This window comes from Nonomuraea sp. LP-02, from assembly GCF_036289125.1.
GTDB lineage: Bacteria > Actinomycetota > Actinomycetes > Streptosporangiales > Streptosporangiaceae > Nonomuraea > Nonomuraea bangladeshensis.
In genome coordinates, this window is sequence record NZ_JAXCLK010000001.1 from 2543095 (window position 1) to 2559927 (window position 16833).

Consider the following 16833-nt stretch of genomic DNA (forward strand, 5'->3'; position numbering starts at 1 on the left):
GGTAAAGCGCCTTCGTCCCAAGCCGTCCGTTTTGCGCGGGCGGTGGCGGGTAGCCGGGGGCGCATGGGCCTGGCGTTCGACGAGCGGATGAGCGAATCGGCGGCGGTGCTGACCGTCAACGCGGGCTCCTCCAGCCTGCGTCTCGACCTGGTGCAGGGCGGCTGTGTGCTGGACAGCGCGCACGCCGAGCGGGCCGCCGACCCGGCCGCGGCGCGGGAGGAGCTGGCCCGTTTCCTCGGCGGGCACTTCGACCGGGACATCCGGGCGGTGGCGCACCGCCTGGTGCACGGCGGCGAGGCGGTGCGCGCCCCTGCGGTCGCCGACGACGAGACGGTGGCGGCGCTGCGCGGCGTGACGAGCCTCGCGCCGCTGCACCTGCCACCCGCGCTGGCGCTGCTGGAGGCCGCCCGCGAGCAGCTTCCCGCGGTGCCCCACGTGCTCTGCCCGGACACCGCCTTCCACGCGGAGCTGCCGGAGGAGGCGGCGACGTACGCGCTGCCGCGCGAGTGGCGCGAGCGGCACGGCCTGCGCCGCTACGGCTTCCACGGCCTGTCCTACGCCTGGGCCGCCGACCGTACGGCGGAGCTGCTCGGCCGGCCGCTCGCCGAGCTGGAGCTGCTGATGGCACACCTGGGCGGCGGGTGCTCGGCGTGCGCGCTGTCGGGCGGGCGCAGCGTGGACACCTCGATGGGGTTCACGCCGCTGGAGGGCATGCCCATGAGCAAGCGCTCGGGCAGCGTCGATCCGGGGATGCTGACCTGGCTGCTGGCCGAGGGCCGCCTGAGCCTGGACGAGCTGAGCGAGGGGCTGGAACGGCGTTCCGGGCTGCTCGGCCTGTCCGGACGCTCCGGCGACACCCGCGAGCTGGTCGCCGCCGAGCGCGACGGCGACAAGGACGCCGGGCTGGCGCTGCGCGTGTTCGCCCACGGGGTGGCGCGGGAGATCGCCGCCGCGGCCACGTCGCTGCCGCGCGTGGACGCCCTGGTGTTCACCGGCGAGATCGGCTGGGACCAGCCCGAGGTGCGCGAGGCGGTCTGCCGGCGGCTCGGGCCGCTCGGGATCGAGCCGCCCGCGCTCACCGGCCGCCGCGACGACGGGCCGGTCAGCGCGGACGGGGCCGCCGTGCCCGTCCTGGTGGTGCAGGTGCGCGAGGAGCTGCAGCTCGCCCGCGAATGCCTGCGCGTGCTCGGCGAGGAGGACCCCTGACGCGGGCCGGAGACGTGCCCGGCGCCGGATGACCTGCCGTGCCCCCGGCCCGCCCTGCCCCTCCCCCGCTCTCGGGGGTTTGTCGGTGCGGGATGGTTGGATCGTCCCTGTGGAGGCGTCGGTCGAGCAGCTCGTCTACGTCCGCGAGGACTCGTACACCGTCGCGCGCATGAGCGCCGACGGCGAGCCCGGCTTCGTGGCGACCGGGCGGGCGCTGGCCGGGGTGCAGCCGGGCGAGACGCTGCGCCTGCACGGCGAGTGGGGCCGGCACGCCCGCCACGGGCGGCGATTCGCGGTGTCCGGCTGCGAGCGCGTCACGCCGTCGTCGGTCCGGGCCATCCGCATCTATCTCGGCTCGGGCCTGGTCAGAGGCATCGGGCCGCGGCTCGCGCACGCGATCGTCGAGCACTTCGGCGAGGCCACGCTCAAGGTCATCGACGCCGAGCCCGGGCGGCTCACCGAGGTGGTCAACATCGGGCCGCTGCGGCAGGCGCAGATCGTGGAGGCGTGGCGGGAGCAGAAGGCCATCGCCGCGCTGATGGTGACGTTGCAGGGGCTCGGGGTGAGCCCGCTGCTGGCGGCCAAGATCTACCAGGCGTTCGGGCAGGACGCCGACGAGGTGCTGGCGACCGACCCCTACCGGCTGATCGGGCGGGTGCGGGGCATCGCGTTCCGGGTGGCCGACCGCATCGCGCTGCAGTCGGGGGTGCCCGAGCGCAGCCCGCAGCGGGTCAGGGCGGCGCTGCTCGACCGGCTGGAGGCGGCGGGGAGCCGCGACGGCCACTGCTACCTCCCGGTCGCCGCCCTCGTGCGCGAGACGGCCGAGCTGATCGAGCAGGACCAGGACCTGGTGCGCCCGCAGCTCGACGCGCTGGTCGCCGAGCGCCGCCTGGCGGTGGAGACCTCGCCCGCGCAGCCGGGTCAGCTCGTGGCCTACGCCAAGCACGTGCACGCCCGCGAGCAGGCGCTGGCCACGCACCTCGCCCGGCTGCTCCGGGCCCGCTCGACGCTGCCGCTGCGCGCCTTCCGCGAGGACGACTCGCTCCACGACGACCAGCGGGCGGCCGTCACCATGGCGCTGACCAGCACGGTCGCGGTGATCACCGGTGGGCCCGGGGTGGGCAAGAGCCACACCGTCCGGGCCGTCGCGACCGCGGTGCGGCAGGCGGGCGGCACGGTCACGCTGGCCGCGCCGACCGGCAAGGCCGCCAAGCGGCTGTCGGAGCTGACCGGGCTGCCGGCGATGACCGTCCACCGCATGCTGGCCCAGCAGCCCGACCCCGAGCCCGGCACGCTGTTCGACGAGCGGCCCTCGCGGGCCGACCTCATCGTGGTGGACGAGGCGTCCATGCTCGACCTGCACCTGGCCACCCGGCTGGTGGCGGCCGTCCCGTCCGGCAGCCACCTGCTGCTCATCGGCGACAGCGACCAGCTCCCGAGCATCGGCCCCGGCGACGTCCTGGCCGACCTGCTGCGGGTGCCCGGCGTCCCGCGCATCCAGCTCACCCACGTCTTCCGGCAGGCGGACGGCAGCGGCATCGTCGAGGCGGCCCACCGCATCCGCGCCGGGCGCATGCCGGTCACGCCGGGCCGGGGCGGCTTCTGGTTCGAGGAACTCGACGACCCCGCGCAGGTCGCCCAGCGGGTCGCCCATCTCGCCATGGTCGCGATCCCCCGCAAGCAGGGCGTCGAGCCCAGCCAGGTCCAGGTGCTGTGCCCGATGCGCAAGGGCGAGACCGGCGCCACCGCGCTCGGGCGGCTCATCCAGGAGCAGCTCAACCCGGCCGCCGACGACAAGCCCGAGCATTGGTCGGGAGCCACCGTGTTCCGGGTCGGCGACCGCGTCATGCCGATCCGCAACAACTACGACAAGGGCGTCTTCAACGGCGAGACGGGCACGGTGACGGCCGTGACCCCGGCCGAGCGCACGATCACCATCCGCACCGACGACGGCGAGAGCGTCGCCTACGGCTTCGACGAGCTCGACGACCTCACCCACGCCTACGCGATCAGCGTGCACCGCTCGCAGGGCAGCGAATACCCGTTCGTGGTGGCGCCGATCGTCGCCGAGTCCGGCGGCATCATGCTGCGCCGCAAGCTCCTCTACACCCTGGTCACCCGGGCCAGGGCGTGGGTGGTGCTGGTGGGGCAGCGCGAGGCGCTGGAGCTGGCCGTCCACCGGATCGGCTCCCGCCGCAACACCGGCCTGGCCCGCCGCCTGTCCCTGACCCTGGAGACCCCGGCGGCGGAGACCTGACCTACCCCTGGAGCGTGGCGCGGGCGGCCATGAGCGCGAAGCCGAGCAGGTTGAGTCCCTGCCAGGCGGCCGGGGAGGCGGCGCGCTCGTCGGCGGCGGCCAGGCCGATGCCCCACACCCGGTCGCGGGGGCTGGCCTCCACCAGCACCCGCCCGGAGGTGCCGAGCAGATAGGCGCCCAGGTCGGCGTGCTGGCCGAACTTGGCGGCGTTGCCCCGGGCCACGACGGCGAACCGCGCCTCGGCCCAGGTGGCCTCGTCGAAGCCGCGCACCTCACGGCCGAGGTCCTTGGCCTCGGCCGGGTGCCCGGCGGCGAGGATCCGTTCGGCGGTCTCGCCGTCGCCGAACAGCCACGCCTTGTGCGCCATCATGTAGTGCTCGGCGGAGGCGTAGACGTGGCCGTCCTCCGTGAACGTCACCGGCCACCACTGGCTGAGGCAGCCGGGCCCCACGCCGCCGCCGCGCGGCGGCCGGTGACCCCAGAAGTAGAGGTACTTCAGCCGGAGACCGGCACGCTCGGCGGCGACGGCCTCCTCGACGGTCATGGGGAGGGCGGGTTCGTCGGACATGAGGGTGACTGTGCCACAGATCATGGTTGTTCCGTCGAGTGATCGGCGGCGCGGTGCAGGCGGGCGGCGAGGGCGCGGAGGGTGGCCGCCAGTTCGGGCGGGTCGAGCACCTCGAAGTCGAAGCCCTTGGCGGCGACGTACGCGGCCAGCTCGTCGAGGGAGTCGGCGCCGGCCGTGAACAGGCAGCGCTCGCCGTCCACCGGCTCCAGCCGGCCCGCGCCCGGCGAGGTGCGCGGCGCGACCGCGGCGAGCGGGGCGTGGAAGAGGATCCGGGCGCGGTGCCGGTAGGGGGCGGTGGTGATGCCGCGCGAGACGTACGCCGCCGCGTCGTCCTCCGGCGGCGTGCGCGGCGTGAACCGGGCGCCGGGCAGGCCCAGCAGCTCCTCGACGCGGTCCATCCTGAACGTCCGCCAGTCGCGCCGCCCGACGTCCCACGCCAGCAGGTACCAGCGGCGCGGCGTGTGGACCAGCCGGTGCGGCTCCACCTCCCGTTCGCTCGCCCCGTCGCGGCCCCGGTAGCGCAGCCGCAGCCGCCGGTGGTCGCGGCAGGCGGCGGCGACCGCGGTGAGCAGGTCCGCGCCGACGCCGGGGACGGCGGCCCCGGCCAGCGGGACGGTCGCGGCCTCGAACGCCGACACCCGGTGCCGCAGCCGCGACGGCAGCACCTGCCGCAGCTTGGCCAGCGCGCGCAGCGCGGCCTCCTCCAGCCCGGCGACGCTGCCGGTGGCGGCGGTGCGCAGGCTGAGCGCGACGGCCACCGCCTCCTCGTCGTCGAGCAGCAGCGGCGGCAGCGCGGCGCCCACGCCCAGCCGGTAGCCGCCGGCCACGCCGGGGGTGGCGTCCACCGGGTAGCCGAGCTCGCGCAGGCGCCCGACGTCGCGCCGCACCGTCCGCAGGCCCACGCCGAGCCGGTCGGCCAGCTCGGCGCCGCTCCAGTCGGCCCGGGATTGGAGGAGGGACAGCAGGCGGAGCAGCCGCGCCGAGGTCTCCAGCATGGCCGCCATTCTTCCGCTCATCGGTGCCAGAGCCTGTCACTGATTCCTCCTAGCCTGCCGTGCATGGATAACCCGCGCATCGCGCCGTACCGCATCGACATCCCCCAGGCCGCCCTCGACGACCTGCGCGACCGCCTGCATCGCACCCGCTGGGCCCCGGAGCTGCCCGGCACCGGATGGGAGCGCGGCGTGCCGACCGGCTACCTGCGGGAGCTCGCCGCGTACTGGGCCGACGGCTTCGACTGGCGCGCCCAGGAGGCGGCGCTCAACGCCTTCCCGCAGTTCACCACCACGATCGACGGCGCGAACGTGCACTTCCTGCACGTTCGCTCGGGCGTGCCCGAGGCCACGCCGCTGCTGCTCCTGCACGGCTGGCCGGGATCGGTGGTGGAGTTCCTCGACGTCATCGGGCCGCTCACCGACCCGGCCGCGTACGGCGGCGCCGCGTCCGACGCCTTCCACCTGGTGATCCCGTCGCTGCCCGGCTACGGCTTCTCCGGCCCGCTGCCGGACACCGGCTGGACCGACGGCCGCACCGCCGCCGCGCTCGCCACGCTCATGGACCGGCTCGGCTACGACCGCTACGGGGTGCAGGGCGGCGACGTCGGCGCCTTCATCGCGCCGCTCATCGGCCGGGCCGCGCCGGAGCACGTCATCGGCGTGCACGTCAACGCGCTGCTCACGTTCCCGAACGGCGACCCGGCGATCATGGGCGCGCTCACCGGCACCGAGCGGGCCCGGCTGGCCGGCATGGAGGAGTGGCAGCAGAAGCTGGGCGCGTACATGAACCTGCAGGGCACCCGCCCGCAGACGATCGCGGCCGCGCTGCACGACTCCCCCGCCGGGCAGCTCGCCTGGATCGTGGAGAAGTTCAAGGACTGGACGGACCCGGCGGCGAAGCTGCCCGAGGACGCCGTGGACCGCGACCGCATCCTGACCGACGTGAGCGTCTACTGGTTCACCGAGACGGCCGGCCCGGCCGCCCACACCTACTACGAGCGCTTCAACGACGCCGCCGCGTGGGCGCCGAAGCCGCGCGGGACGGTGCCGACGGGCGTGGCGGTCTTCCCGACCGACCTCTCGGTGCGGCCGCTGGCCGAGCCGGTGCACAACGTCGTGCGCTGGTCGGAGTTCGACCGCGGCGGCCACTTCGCCGCGCTGGAGGCGCCGGACCTGCTCGTGGCCGAGCTGCGCGCCCTCTTCGCCGGGCTGAGGTAGCGAAGGCGGCGCTGACCTGCGGTTATCCCCCCGAGGTGCGGGTAGCCGCAGGTGCATGCCGAAGAAGAAGGACCAGCCGAACAAGGACGCGCTCGCCAAGGGCGACCAGGTGAGCTGGCGCAGCCACGGCGGCACCGCCGAGGGCGAGGTGGAGAAGAAGATCACCAAGCGGACGAAGGCCGCCGGCCGCACCGTCGCCGCCTCCCCCGAGGAGCCCCAGTACGTGGTGCGCAGCGACAAGAGCGGCGGCGAGGCCGTCCACAAGGCGTCGGCGCTCAAGAAGCGGAAGAAGAAGTGAGCGGCGACCGCCACGAGATCGCCGCCGAGTTCGGCCGGGTCGTGAACATGACGGCCAAGGAGCTGGAGCACTGGCTGACCACCGAGGAGTCGAGGTCGGCCGGGCAGAAGGCGGACGGCGCGGCCGAGTCGACCGGCCACGAGTCCGGCCGCCGCATCGTCGCGCTGCTGCACCGCCCGAGGTCGGACTGGGGCGACGACGACTACGCCCACATGAGGAAGGTCATCGGGTACGTGCACCGGCACCTCGCCCAGCGCCCTTCCGGCGACGTCAGCAAGACGCGGTGGCGCTACTCGCTGATGAACTGGGGCCACGACCCGCTCAAGTGATCGGCGTCTCCCGGGCGTTCGCGCCCGTCCGGGACCGCTGCCACGCGCGCGGGAGGTATGGTGGGGCCCGGTGAGCCGGGAAGTCTGGTCGGCTTTGGATCGGCGACCGAAGTGTCCCGGAGGGTGTTGCGCGATGCGCTGGAGTGATGGCGGCGATCGATGATGCGCGCTACCTCGACGCTCTTAGCGCGATTCCAGCATCCGGCCCAGGTCGTGGCCGCCGGGTTCGCCATGGCGATCGGGATCGGGACCCTGCTGCTGTCGCTGCCCGCCGCCACCGCCGGGGACGTGTCGGCGGGATGGCTGAACGCCCTGTTCACGGCCGCCTCCGCGGTCTGCGTGACCGGGCTGGTGCTGGTCGACACCGAGGCGCACTGGTCGGTCTTCGGCGAGGTGGTCATCGCCGGGCTGGCCCAGGTGGGCGGCCTCGGCATCATGACGATGGCCACGGTCTTCACCCTGCTCGTGTCGGGCCGCCTGGGGCTGCGCGCCCGGATCGCCGCCCAGACGGAGACCAAGACGCTCAGCATGAGCGACGTGCGCCGGCTCGTGCTGAAGGTGGTGGTCTTCAGCCTCGTCTGCGAGGCGGTGGCCGCCGCCGTGCTCACCGGCCGGTTCGTGCTCGGCTACGGCGAGTCGTTCGGCCGCGCGCTCTACCTGGGCGTCTTCCACGCGGTCACGGCGTTCAACAGCGCCGGGTTCGCGCTGTGGCCGGACAGCCTCATGCGCTTCGTCGCCGACCCGTGGATCTGCCTGACGATCGCGATCGCGGCCATCGTCGGCGGGCTGGGGTTCCCGGTGGTGTTCGAGCTGGCCCGCCTCTGGCGGCAGCCGAGCAAGTGGACGGTGCTGACCAGGATCACCGTCGGCACCAGCGTGATCCTGCTGGTGTCCGGCACCCTCGTCTTCCTGGCCACCGAGTGGCGCAACCCGGCCACGCTCGGCGGGCTCGACGACGGGCACAAGCTGATGGCCGCCTTCTTCACCGCCGTCATGCCGCGTTCGGCCGGGTTCAACGTGCTGGACATCGGGCAGATGTACCCGTCGAGCTGGCTGGCGACCGACCTGTTGATGTTCATCGGCGGCGGCAGCGCCGGCACCGCGGGCGGCATCAAGGTCACCACGTTCGGCATGCTGGCCTTCATCGTCTGGACCGAGATGCGGGGCGAGAGCCGGGTCAACATCGGCCGGCGGCGGCTGCCGGAGACCACCCAGCGCCAGGTCGTCACGATCACGGTGCTGGGGGTGACGCTGGTGGCGGTCTCGACGTACGTGCTGCTCGCGCTCACCCCCTACAAGCTCGACCAGGTGCTGTTCGAGGTCATCTCGGCCTTCGGCACGACCGGGCTGTCCACCGGCATCACCGCGGATCTCGGCACCCCCGGCCACGTGCTGCTCGCCGTGCTGATGTTCATCGGCCGGATAGGTCCGCTCACCCTGGGGTCCGCGCTGGCGCTCAACCGGCGGACCCGCCGTTACGAGCTACCGGAGGAGCGAGTCATCGTTGGCTGACTACAAGAGCAATCCCGTCGTGGTCATCGGGCTGGGCCGGTTCGGCACCGCGCTGGCGCTGGGGCTGACCCGGCGCGGCACCGAGGTCCTGGCCATCGACCACCGGCCCAAGATCACACAGGCGCTGGCCGGGCAGCTCACCCAGATCGCCACCGCCGACGCCACCGACATGGAGGCGCTGCGCCAGCTCGGCGTCCCCGACTTCTACCGGGCGGTGGTGGCGGTCGGCAGCGACATCGAGGCCAGCATCCTCACCACGTCGCTGCTGGTCGAGCTGGAGATCAACGACATCTGGGCCAAGGCCGTCAGCTCCCAGCACGGCCGCATCCTCGACCGGATCGGCGCCCACCACGTCGTCTTCCCCGAGCACGACATGGGCGAGCGGGTCGCTCACCTGGTCAGCGGCCGGATGCTGGACTTCATGCAGGTCGACGGGGACTTCGCGCTCGCCAAGATCAAACCGCCGAAGGAGTACGTGGGCGTGCCGCTCGGCGAGTCCAACCTGCGGCGCAAGCGCGGCGTCACGATCGTCGCGGTCAAGACGCCGGGCGAGGCGTTCACGTACGCGACCGCCGAGACCGAGCTGTCCTACGGCGACGTCATCCTCGTGTCGGGGCGTACGGAGGAGGTCGAGCGCTTCGCCGAGCTACCGTGACCGGCTGGGCTCTTCGGTTGGCTAGGCTTCGGAAGGGAGGACACCGATGCGCGCACATGAGCTCGCCGTCGACTTCCCGACGGTCACCCCGGACACCCCGGCGCTGGAGGCGGCCAGGCTGCTGGCCGACGGCGACCTGCCGGGCCTCATCCTCGTCGACGGCGACGGCCGGCCGATCAGCATCCTGCCCGGCACCCAGGTGCTGCGCCTGGCGGTGCCGCCCTACTGCCGGGACGACCCGGCGCTGGCGCGGGTGGTGGACGAGGCCCACGCCGACCTGTTCCTGCGCCGGCTGGGCGAGCGTACGGTCCGCGAGTGCCTGCCCGAGCAGCCCCGCGAGCTGCCGGTCGCCGACCAGAAGGCGACGGTGCTGGAGCTGGCCGCGCTGATGGCCCGTACGCACAGCCCGCTCGTGGCGGTGGTGGACGCCGACGGGCGGCTGATGGGCGCGGTCACCCTGCAGGACCTGCTCGACCACGCCCTCCAGCTCTGACCCCGGCGAGCGTGTCGCCCGGTCACCCGCGGCCGGCGTCGTAGGGTGGTGCGCATGGTGAGGACCGCGCCACGACAGCCCGTACCCGCTCGGCGGGCCGACGCCGAGCGCAACATCGCGGCGATCCTGGAGGCCGCCACCCGCCTGCTCAGCGCCGACCCGGCGGCGAGCGTCGCCGACATCGCCAAGGCGGCCGGGGTGGGCCGGGTCACGCTGTACGGGCACTTCCCGTCCCGCGAGGCGCTGGTGGACGCGGTGCTGGAGCACGCGGTCGGCCTGGCCGACGCGGTGCTCGACGACCCTGCACTCGACGAGGGCCCGGCGCCGGAGGCGATGGCGGCGCTGCTGCGCTCGGCGTGGGAGGTCCTCGACCGGCACCGCCGCCTGTTCGTGGCCGCCGACCGGATCATGGCCACCGAACGCATCCGTGAGCACCACGAGCGTCCGCTGCGGCGGGTGGAGCGGCTGATCGAGCGTGGCCGGCGGGACGGCGACTTCCGTACGGACCTGCCGCTGCCGTGGCTGGTGACGACGTTCTTCTCGATCATCCACAGCGCCGCGCAGGAGCGGGAGGCGGGACGGCTCCCGGCGGAGGACGTCGAGCGGGTGCTGATCACCACGATGCTGTCCCTCCTGACGTCCGGATCCCCCGCCTCCGCCTGACGCCCGCCCGCCTTCGGGGGCGATTTTCACTCGTTTCAAACCGTACCCGGGTACGGTTGCGCGTGCTAACTTGAACACCACTGTTCGAGTTTAGGGGTTGGATCGTATGGAAATCGACGTCTCGCGCGGCGGAGTCCGCGCGCCGGGCGGGTGGGGCGTGCTGGTGCTGCTCTGCCTGGCCCAGTTCATGCTCATCGTGGACATCACGGTCGTGCAGGTCGCGCTGCCGTCCATCGGTACGGACCTGGCGCTCGGCCGCGAGGCGCTGACCTGGGTGGTGACCGCGTACACGCTGTGCTTCGGCGGGCTCATGGTCCTCGGCGGGCGGCTCGCCGACGTGTTCGGCGCTCGCCGGACGCTGCTGGCCGGGCTCGCCCTGTTCACCGCCGCCTCGCTGCTGTGCGGGCTGTCCGGGAGCGGGGCAACGCTGATCGCGGGGCGGGCGCTGCAGGGCGTCGGCGCGGCGCTGCTCTCCCCCGCCGCGCTGGCCGTCATCACCACCGTCTTCCACGGCGAGCGGCGCGGGCGGGCGCTCGGCGTCTGGGCGGCCGTCGGCGGCAGCGGCGCCGCCCTCGGCGTGCTCCTCGGCGGGCTGCTCACCGCCGGTCCCGGCTGGGCCTGGGCGTTCGTCGTGAACGTGCCGGTCGGCCTGCTGGTGCTGGTCGCCCTGCCCATCGTGACGCCCGCCGTGACGCCCGCAGCACCCGGGCGGGCGGGGCGGGTGGACGTGCCGGGCGCGCTGCTCGTCACGGCGGCGACCGGCCTGCTCGTCTACGGGGTGGTCACCGCGGGCGAGGCCGGCTGGGGCGCGGCCGCCACGCTGCTGCCGCTGGCCGCGGCCGTGCTGCTCTACGCGCTGTTCGCGGCGGTCGAGCGGACCGTGCGGGCCCCGCTCATGCGGGCCGCGACGCTGGCCAGGCGGCCGGTGATCTCCGGGATGTTCCTGATGGTGACCGCGACCGGCCTCATGCTCGGCCTGTTCTTCATCGGCTCGCTGTACCTCCAGCACGCGCGGGGCTTCGGCGCCCTGGAGACCGGCCTGCTCTTCCTGCCCGTGGCGCTCGCGATCACGATCGGCGCGCAGGCCGGCGGGCATCTCCTCCCCCGGCTCGGCGGGCGGCCGGTGGCGGTGGCGGCGTTCGCGCTGACGGCGGCCGGGGCGGCGTGGATGACCCTGATCTCCTCCGGCACCGACCTGTACGCCACCAGCCCGTACGCCACGCTGCTGCCCGGGTTCACGCTGGCCGCGCTCGGGATCGGGCCCCTGTTCGTGACCGCCACCACGACCACCATGGCCAACGTGCCGCCCGGCGAGAACGGCGTGGCCTCCGGCGTCATCAACACCTTCCACGAGCTGGGCGGCTCGATCGGCGTGGCGGTGGCCTCCGCCGTCGTCGCGCCGAGCCTCACGCCAGGCGCCGCGGGGATCGGCGGCTTCGTCTCGGGGCTGGCCGTGTGCGCCGTGACGGCCGGGGTGGCGGCACTCGTCTCGCTCCGGCTGGTGCCGCCCGGCCGGCCCTCGGGGGCGTTCGTCGGTCACGGGCACGGCCACTGACGATTGAGGATGTCGCGGACGGCTCCCGCCCACTATCCTTCATTGATGGTCCTGAACCGCCGGCGAGACCGGTGACAAGCTGAATGCCCACGTTGACACTGGCCCACGAACGCCTGCCGGGGGTCACCGTGATCACGGTGTGCGGCGAGCTGGACGCCACCAACCGCGCGCAGCTCGACGACTACGTCAAGGACCTGCCGGACGGCCGGCTCGTGTTCGACCTGTCCCGGGTGCCGTTCATGGACAGCTCCGGCCTGCACGTCCTGCTGATGTGCGATGTCCGCTGCCGGCGCGAGGGCGGGTTCGTGCACCTGGCCGGCGTGCAGCCGCTGCCGGCCCGCCTGTTCGAGATCACGGGCGTGCTGGCCCACGTGCCGATGCACCCCACGGTCGAGGAGGCCGTGACCGCGGCGCTCGGACGTGCGGAACGTTCCGTCTGAGCCCCGCACGGCGCCGGTGCCACGCGGATGGGGACGCGCGGCCGGCGGACGTGGCGTCCGCGGCGGGCTAGTCTCTGCCTCACCAGAGCCACCGGCCCCGGGCGGCTGCCGCGTCACCTCGCCGCGCGCGTCCGGCGCCGGCCGGTCGCCGGCGGACTCGTGAGGAGGGCGGAGCGCGTGGACGACCCAACGGACCCCGCGGGCGACCTCGGCAGGCTCGCCGCCACCGTCGAGCGGCTGCGGCGCGAGCTGGCCGACTCGCGCCGCGCCGCCGCCGACCGCGCCCTGGTCGAGCTGGCCAAGGGCGTGCTGGTCGGGCGGCTGCACTGCGGCCCCGCGCAGGCGGCCGAGCAGCTCACCACGCTGGCGGGCCGGAGCGGCCTGTCGCCGGTCGAGGTGGCCGCCGACGTGGTCAACGCGGCCGCGTACGACCGCGTCAGCGCCGTCGCGCGGGCCGAGCCGGAGGCCGCGGTGCCGCTGCGTGCCGCCGAGAGCGCCGCCCTCGACGCCGGTGACACGCAGGCCGTGGCCCGCTCCCTGCTGGAGCACGCGCTGCCGCCGCTCGGCGCGACGGCCGTGGCGGTGTGGGCGGCCGGGCCGGACGGGTCGCTGTCGCTGGCGGGGTACGCGGGTTTCGGCCCGGAGGAGGCCGGGAGCTGGCGGCACGTGCCGCCCGGCGTCGACACCATGGCCGGGCGGTCGCTGGCCGGGCGGCGTACGATCTGGCACTCCGGCGACCTGCCGTCGATCGGCCGCCGCCGCGCCGACACCGGCGGCCGGGTGACCATGCCGATGACCAGGGGCGAGCAGGTGCTCGGCGTGCTGGAGGTCTGCTGGCCGTACGTGCCGGAGGCGGCGGACTCGTTCCGGGTCGAGCGGCAGATCGAGGCGCTGGCCGAGCTGTGCGCCCACACGCTGACCGCGCCGTCCGGAGGGCCGGGCTCCGACCTGCCGGAGCTGGCCGGGCTGGCCGACGCGCTGCCCGATCCCGCGCTGGTGCTGCGGGCGAGCCTGGACGCGCGCGGCGGTCTGGCCGATTTCGAGGTGCGGCACGTCAGCCGGCGGCTGCGCGGGACGCCGGCGCTGGAGGCGTACCCGTTCAGGGCCGGCGGGCTGCTGCTGGAGGCGTTCCCGCAGGCGGCGGGCGGGCTGTTCGGGCATGTCGAGCGGGTGCACGCGACCGGCGAGCCGTTCCGGTCCGAACGTATGCCGCTGGCGCTGAGCATGACGGGCGTGGCCGACGTCAGCCTCACCCGGCACGGCGAGAACGTGCTGCTGGTGTGGCGCGACCACGACGAGGACGCCCGCCTGGCCGGGCTGCTCGAGCACGCCCAGCGGCTCGGCCGCATCGCCGGGTTCGAGGAGAACGCCGTCACCGGCGAGATCACCTGGACCGGCCAGCTCTACGCGCTGTACGGCCTGTCGCCGGGCGAGCCGCCGGTGCCGCTGGAGCGGCTGCGCGAGCACGCCCATCCCGACGACGGGGTCACCGTCGGCCGCTTCCTGCGTACCGTGCTGCACCACCGGCGCTTCGCCGCCACCGCGTTCCGGCTGCGGCGCGCGGACGGCACGGCCCGGCACCTGCGGGTGGTCGCCGAGCCGGTCTTCGGGCCGGACGGGCGGCTCATGGCGGTGCGGGGGGCGTACCAGGACATCTCCTCGCAGCACTGGACGGAGGTGGCGCTCGCCGTCACCCGGGACCAGCTCGCCCACAGCGAGCAGGAGTCCGCCGAGCGCAACCTGCTGGCACTGCGGCTCCAGCACGCGATCATGCCGCCGTCGCACGGCACGACCCGCTCCGACGGGCTGCGCATCGCCGTGCGCTACCGGCCCGCGCAGAAGGACCACCTGGTCGGGGGCGACTGGTACGACGTGGTCACGCTGCCGTCCCGGCAGATCCTGCTGTCGGTCGGTGACGTGGCCGGGCACGGGATGGAGGCGGCCACCGGCATGGTGGTGCTGCGCAACGCGCTGCGCGGCCTGGCCGCCACGGGTGCCGGGCCCGCCCAGCTCATGTCGTGGCTCAACCTGGTCGCCTGCCATCTCACCGATCCCATGACCGCGACGGCGGTGTGCGGCCTGTACGACCCGGCCACCCGGGTCCTGACCTGGGCCAGGGCCGGTCACCTGCCGCCGATCCTGCTGCGGGAGCCGGACGGCCACGAGCTGCCGATGATCAAGGGGCCGCTGCTGGGGGCGTTCCCCGACGCCGCGTACGAGGAGGGGCAGGTGCAGTTGCGCGCGGACGACACGCTGCTGCTCTACACCGACGGCCTCATCGAGCGGCGCGACCGCAACCTGCGCCACGCGCAGGACCGCCTGCTCGCCATCGCCACCCGCGGCGCCGCCTCCCTGGACGACCGCCTGGACGACCTGCTCATCCAGTGCGGCTCCGACACCGACGACGACACCTGCCTCATCGGCGTCCAGCTCACCTGAGACGATCAAGAGCGTGACCCCCATGCACGCGATCCTCGTCTTCGACCCGCCCTCGCAGGTCGGCCGTTTCTTCACCCCTGAGCTGCTGGCCGAGCTGCGGCGGCACGTCGAGCTCGATCCCACGCTCGTCCTCACCCGGTACGAAGGGCCGGCGCTGGCGCGGGCCGAGGTGCTGATCACCGGCTGGGGCGCTCCCCCGCTGGACGCCCGCGCCCTGGAGAACGCGCCGCGCCTGCGGTACGTGGTGCACACCGCCGGGACGGTGAAGGGGCTGGCCGGGCCGGCGGTGTTCGCCCGCGGGATCCAGGTCAGCTCGCAGGTGGCGGCCAACGCCGTGCCGGTCGCGGAGTACACCCTGGCGATGATCCTGCTGGCGAACAAGCAGGTCTGGCAGCTCTCCCGTGCCTACACCGAGAGCCGCCGCCCGCCCGGCCTGGAGGCGATCTGGTCGGCGGGCGGCAACGCGGGCCGTACGGTGGGCGTGATCGGCGCCTCGGCGGTCGGGCGGCGCGTGCTGGAGCTGCTGCGCCCCTTCGACCTGCGCGCCCTGCTGTACGACCCGACCCTTTCCGGCGCCGAGGAGCTGGGCGCCGAGCTGGTCGGGCTGCCGGAGCTGATGGCGCGCAGCGACGTCGTGACCATCCACGCGCCCGCGCTGCCCGAGACCCGGCACCTGGTGGGGGCTGCCGAGCTGGCCCTGATGCGGCCGGGGGCGACGCTGATCAACACCGCCCGGCCGTCGCTGGTGGACCAGGACGCGCTGGTGAAGGCGGTCTCCCGGGGCCGGATCCACGCGGTGCTGGACGTGATCGAGCCGGACGACGCGCTGTTCGACCTGCCGGGGGTGCTGCTCACGCCGCACGTGGCTGGGTCGGTGGGCACCGAGCTGCACCGGCTGGCGGCCGGGGCGGTCGCGGAGGTGGCCGCCGCCGCGGCGGGCCGGCCGCTGCGGCACGCGGTGGACCCGGCGACCCTGCATCTGCGGGCCTGACCCGGCGCCCAGTCCTTCGTGGAGCGGCACGATAACGTGGCCGTGAAACGATTCATTGCGATCACGCGGAAGGTCACCTTGGACTACGAACGCCAGCCGTACCGCAGGTGCGGCCGCAGCGGACTCCTGCTCCCCGCCGTCTCGCTGGGCCTGTGGCACAACTTCGGCGAGGGCAAGCCCGTCGAGAGCCAGCGAGCGATCCTGCACAAGGCCCTCGACCTGGGCATCACCCACTTCGACATCGCCGACCGCTACGGCCCGCCGATCGGCGCCGCCGAGGCCGCGTTCGGCCGCATCTTCCCCGCGTCCCTGCGGGACGAGGTGGTCGTCACCACCAAGGGCAGCAACCCCATGTGGGACGGCCCGTACGGCAAGGGCAACTCCCGCAAGCACCTGCTCGCCACCCTGGACCGCTCGCTCGCCCGGCTCGGGCTCGACCACGTCGACATCTTCTACCTGCACCGCGACGACGAGGACACGCCCCTGGAGGAGCAGGCCGCCACGCTCGACCACATGGTGCGCACCGGCCGCGTGCTCTACGCCGGGGTGTCCAACTTCTCGCCCGGGCGCACCGCCGAGATCGCCCGGCTGCTGCGCGGGCTCGGCACCCCGCTGCTGGTGCACCAGCCGCCGTATTCCCTGCTCAACCGGGGCATCGAGGACCGGCTGCTCGGGGTGCTGGAGGCCGAGGGCGCGGGCTGCGTGGTGTACTCGCCGCTGGCGCAGGGGTTGCTCACCGACCGCTACCTCGACGGCATCCCTGCCGACTCGCGGGCGGCCGAGGGCCGCTTCCTCACGGCCGACCGGGTGACGCCCGAGGTCCTGGCGTTCGTACGGGCGCTGGCCGGCATCGCCGCCGGGCGGGGGCAGACGGTCGCGCAGCTCGCGCTGGCGTGGGCGCTGCGCGACCCGCGCGTCACCTCCGTCCTGGTCGGGGCGTCGAGCCCCGAGCAGCTGGAGGCCAACGTGGCCGCCGTGGACAACCTCGACTTCACCGACGACGAACTGGCCGCCATCGACCGGGCCGCCAAGGAGGCCGGGGTCACGGCGTAGCAGCGGGGCCGGGGCAGGAGCGCGGCCCGGAAGGTAAAAGTCGGGCCGGGAAGTCCTCCGTTCAACGGCGAACGCGGGGCCCCGGCCCCCGTCGCGGCTCTAGGTTTCGGGGTCCAGCCCACCCGCGAAGGAGCTGCCCCATGCCCGGAGCCCCCGCCTCC

General features: G+C 74.3%; 16 protein-coding genes. 14 read left to right on the forward strand and 2 right to left on the reverse strand.

Features of this window, described 5'->3' with window-relative positions; genetic code table 11:
• The first annotated feature begins 63 nt into the window (after positions 1-63).
• Positions 64-1206: an acetate/propionate family kinase gene (locus tag SMD20_RS11785; protein WP_329579033.1), complete on the forward strand. Its 1143-nt coding sequence runs from the start codon at positions 64-66 to the stop codon at positions 1204-1206.
• 109 nt (positions 1207-1315) lie between these two features.
• Positions 1316-3463 (forward strand): SF1B family DNA helicase RecD2, encoded by a 2148-nt coding sequence (gene recD2 / locus SMD20_RS11790; protein WP_329579036.1) that lies wholly within the window; start codon positions 1316-1318, stop codon positions 3461-3463.
• Position 3464: 1 nt separating this feature from the next.
• Here the strand turns inward: recD2 and SMD20_RS11795 are convergent, their stop codons facing one another.
• Complete coding sequence (locus tag SMD20_RS11795) at positions 3465-4031, reverse strand: NADAR family protein (protein ID WP_329579040.1); 567 nt, start codon at positions 4029-4031, stop codon at positions 3465-3467.
• Between the two features lie 20 nt (positions 4032-4051).
• On the reverse strand, positions 4052-5026 hold the full coding sequence (locus SMD20_RS11800) for a helix-turn-helix transcriptional regulator (RefSeq protein ID WP_329592511.1): 975 nt from the start codon (positions 5024-5026) through the stop codon (positions 4052-4054).
• Positions 5027-5089: 63 nt separating this feature from the next.
• On the opposite strand from SMD20_RS11800, the gene SMD20_RS11805 reads away from it, so the two are divergent.
• From SMD20_RS11805 to SMD20_RS11860, 12 genes are all read left to right on the forward strand, one after another.
• The gene (locus SMD20_RS11805; RefSeq protein WP_329579043.1) at positions 5090-6244 is read left to right on the forward strand and encodes an epoxide hydrolase family protein; all 1155 of its coding nucleotides are present in this window, start codon (positions 5090-5092) and stop codon (positions 6242-6244) included.
• Positions 6245-6299: 55 nt separating this feature from the next.
• Positions 6300-6542 (forward strand): DUF2945 domain-containing protein, encoded by a 243-nt coding sequence (locus SMD20_RS11810; RefSeq protein ID WP_329579045.1) that lies wholly within the window; start codon positions 6300-6302, stop codon positions 6540-6542.
• On the forward strand, positions 6539-6871 hold the full coding sequence (locus tag SMD20_RS11815) for a DUF3140 domain-containing protein (protein WP_329579048.1): 333 nt from the start codon (positions 6539-6541) through the stop codon (positions 6869-6871). The genes SMD20_RS11810 and SMD20_RS11815 overlap by 4 nt, the downstream gene beginning before the upstream one ends.
• A 159-nt stretch (positions 6872-7030) precedes the next feature.
• Positions 7031-8383 carry a TrkH family potassium uptake protein gene (locus SMD20_RS11820; RefSeq protein WP_329579051.1) on the forward strand — a complete coding sequence of 451 codons (1353 nt, stop codon included), beginning with the start codon at positions 7031-7033 and terminating at the stop codon, positions 8381-8383.
• Entirely contained in the window at positions 8376-9038 is a 663-nt protein-coding gene (locus tag SMD20_RS11825; protein WP_329579054.1) for a potassium channel family protein, read from the forward strand. The genes SMD20_RS11820 and SMD20_RS11825 overlap by 8 nt, the downstream gene beginning before the upstream one ends.
• Positions 9039-9084: 46 nt before the next feature.
• Positions 9085-9531 carry a CBS domain-containing protein gene (locus SMD20_RS11830; RefSeq protein WP_329579057.1) on the forward strand — a complete coding sequence of 149 codons (447 nt, stop codon included), beginning with the start codon at positions 9085-9087 and terminating at the stop codon, positions 9529-9531.
• Between the two features lie 54 nt (positions 9532-9585).
• Positions 9586-10194 (forward strand): TetR/AcrR family transcriptional regulator, encoded by a 609-nt coding sequence (locus tag SMD20_RS11835; RefSeq protein WP_329579061.1) that lies wholly within the window; start codon positions 9586-9588, stop codon positions 10192-10194.
• A 106-nt stretch (positions 10195-10300) separates the two neighbouring features.
• Positions 10301-11749 carry an MFS transporter gene (locus SMD20_RS11840; protein ID WP_329579063.1) on the forward strand — a complete coding sequence of 483 codons (1449 nt, stop codon included), beginning with the start codon at positions 10301-10303 and terminating at the stop codon, positions 11747-11749.
• An 83-nt stretch (positions 11750-11832) separates the two neighbouring features.
• Positions 11833-12189, forward strand: coding sequence for an STAS domain-containing protein (locus tag SMD20_RS11845; protein ID WP_329579065.1), 357 nt, complete (start codon positions 11833-11835; stop codon positions 12187-12189).
• Between the two features lie 177 nt (positions 12190-12366).
• Positions 12367-14628: a SpoIIE family protein phosphatase gene (locus tag SMD20_RS11850; protein WP_329579067.1), complete on the forward strand. Its 2262-nt coding sequence runs from the start codon at positions 12367-12369 to the stop codon at positions 14626-14628.
• A gap of 22 nt (positions 14629-14650) precedes the next feature.
• Positions 14651-15619, forward strand: coding sequence for a hydroxyacid dehydrogenase (locus tag SMD20_RS11855; RefSeq protein WP_329592513.1), 969 nt, complete (start codon positions 14651-14653; stop codon positions 15617-15619).
• Between the two features lie 42 nt (positions 15620-15661).
• Positions 15662-16672, forward strand: a complete 1011-nt coding sequence (locus SMD20_RS11860; protein WP_329579071.1) for an aldo/keto reductase — start codon at positions 15662-15664, stop codon at positions 16670-16672.
• Positions 16673-16833: the final 161 nt, after the last annotated feature.

What these genes read in the sequence shown, in the direction of transcription:
- SMD20_RS11845 (WP_329579065.1), top strand. Translation starts at nt 11,833, where the DNA reads ATGCCCACGTTGACACTGGCCCACGAACGCCTGCCGGGGGTCACCGTG.
- SMD20_RS11840 (WP_329579063.1), top strand. Translation starts at nt 10,301, where the DNA reads ATGGAAATCGACGTCTCGCGCGGCGGAGTCCGCGCGCCGGGCGGGTGG.
- SMD20_RS11820 (WP_329579051.1), top strand. Translation starts at nt 7,031, where the DNA reads ATGATGCGCGCTACCTCGACGCTCTTAGCGCGATTCCAGCATCCGGCC.
- SMD20_RS11810 (WP_329579045.1), top strand. Translation starts at nt 6,300, where the DNA reads ATGCCGAAGAAGAAGGACCAGCCGAACAAGGACGCGCTCGCCAAGGGC.
- SMD20_RS11805 (WP_329579043.1), top strand. Translation starts at nt 5,090, where the DNA reads ATGGATAACCCGCGCATCGCGCCGTACCGCATCGACATCCCCCAGGCC.
- SMD20_RS11795 (WP_329579040.1), bottom strand. Translation starts at nt 4,031, where the DNA reads ATGTCCGACGAACCCGCCCTCCCCATGACCGTCGAGGAGGCCGTCGCC.
- SMD20_RS11855 (WP_329592513.1), top strand. Translation starts at nt 14,651, where the DNA reads ATGCACGCGATCCTCGTCTTCGACCCGCCCTCGCAGGTCGGCCGTTTC.
- SMD20_RS11835 (WP_329579061.1), top strand. Translation starts at nt 9,586, where the DNA reads ATGGTGAGGACCGCGCCACGACAGCCCGTACCCGCTCGGCGGGCCGAC.
- SMD20_RS11785 (WP_329579033.1), top strand. Translation starts at nt 64, where the DNA reads ATGGGCCTGGCGTTCGACGAGCGGATGAGCGAATCGGCGGCGGTGCTG.
- SMD20_RS11800 (WP_329592511.1), bottom strand. Translation starts at nt 5,026, where the DNA reads ATGCTGGAGACCTCGGCGCGGCTGCTCCGCCTGCTGTCCCTCCTCCAA.
- SMD20_RS11830 (WP_329579057.1), top strand. Translation starts at nt 9,085, where the DNA reads ATGCGCGCACATGAGCTCGCCGTCGACTTCCCGACGGTCACCCCGGAC.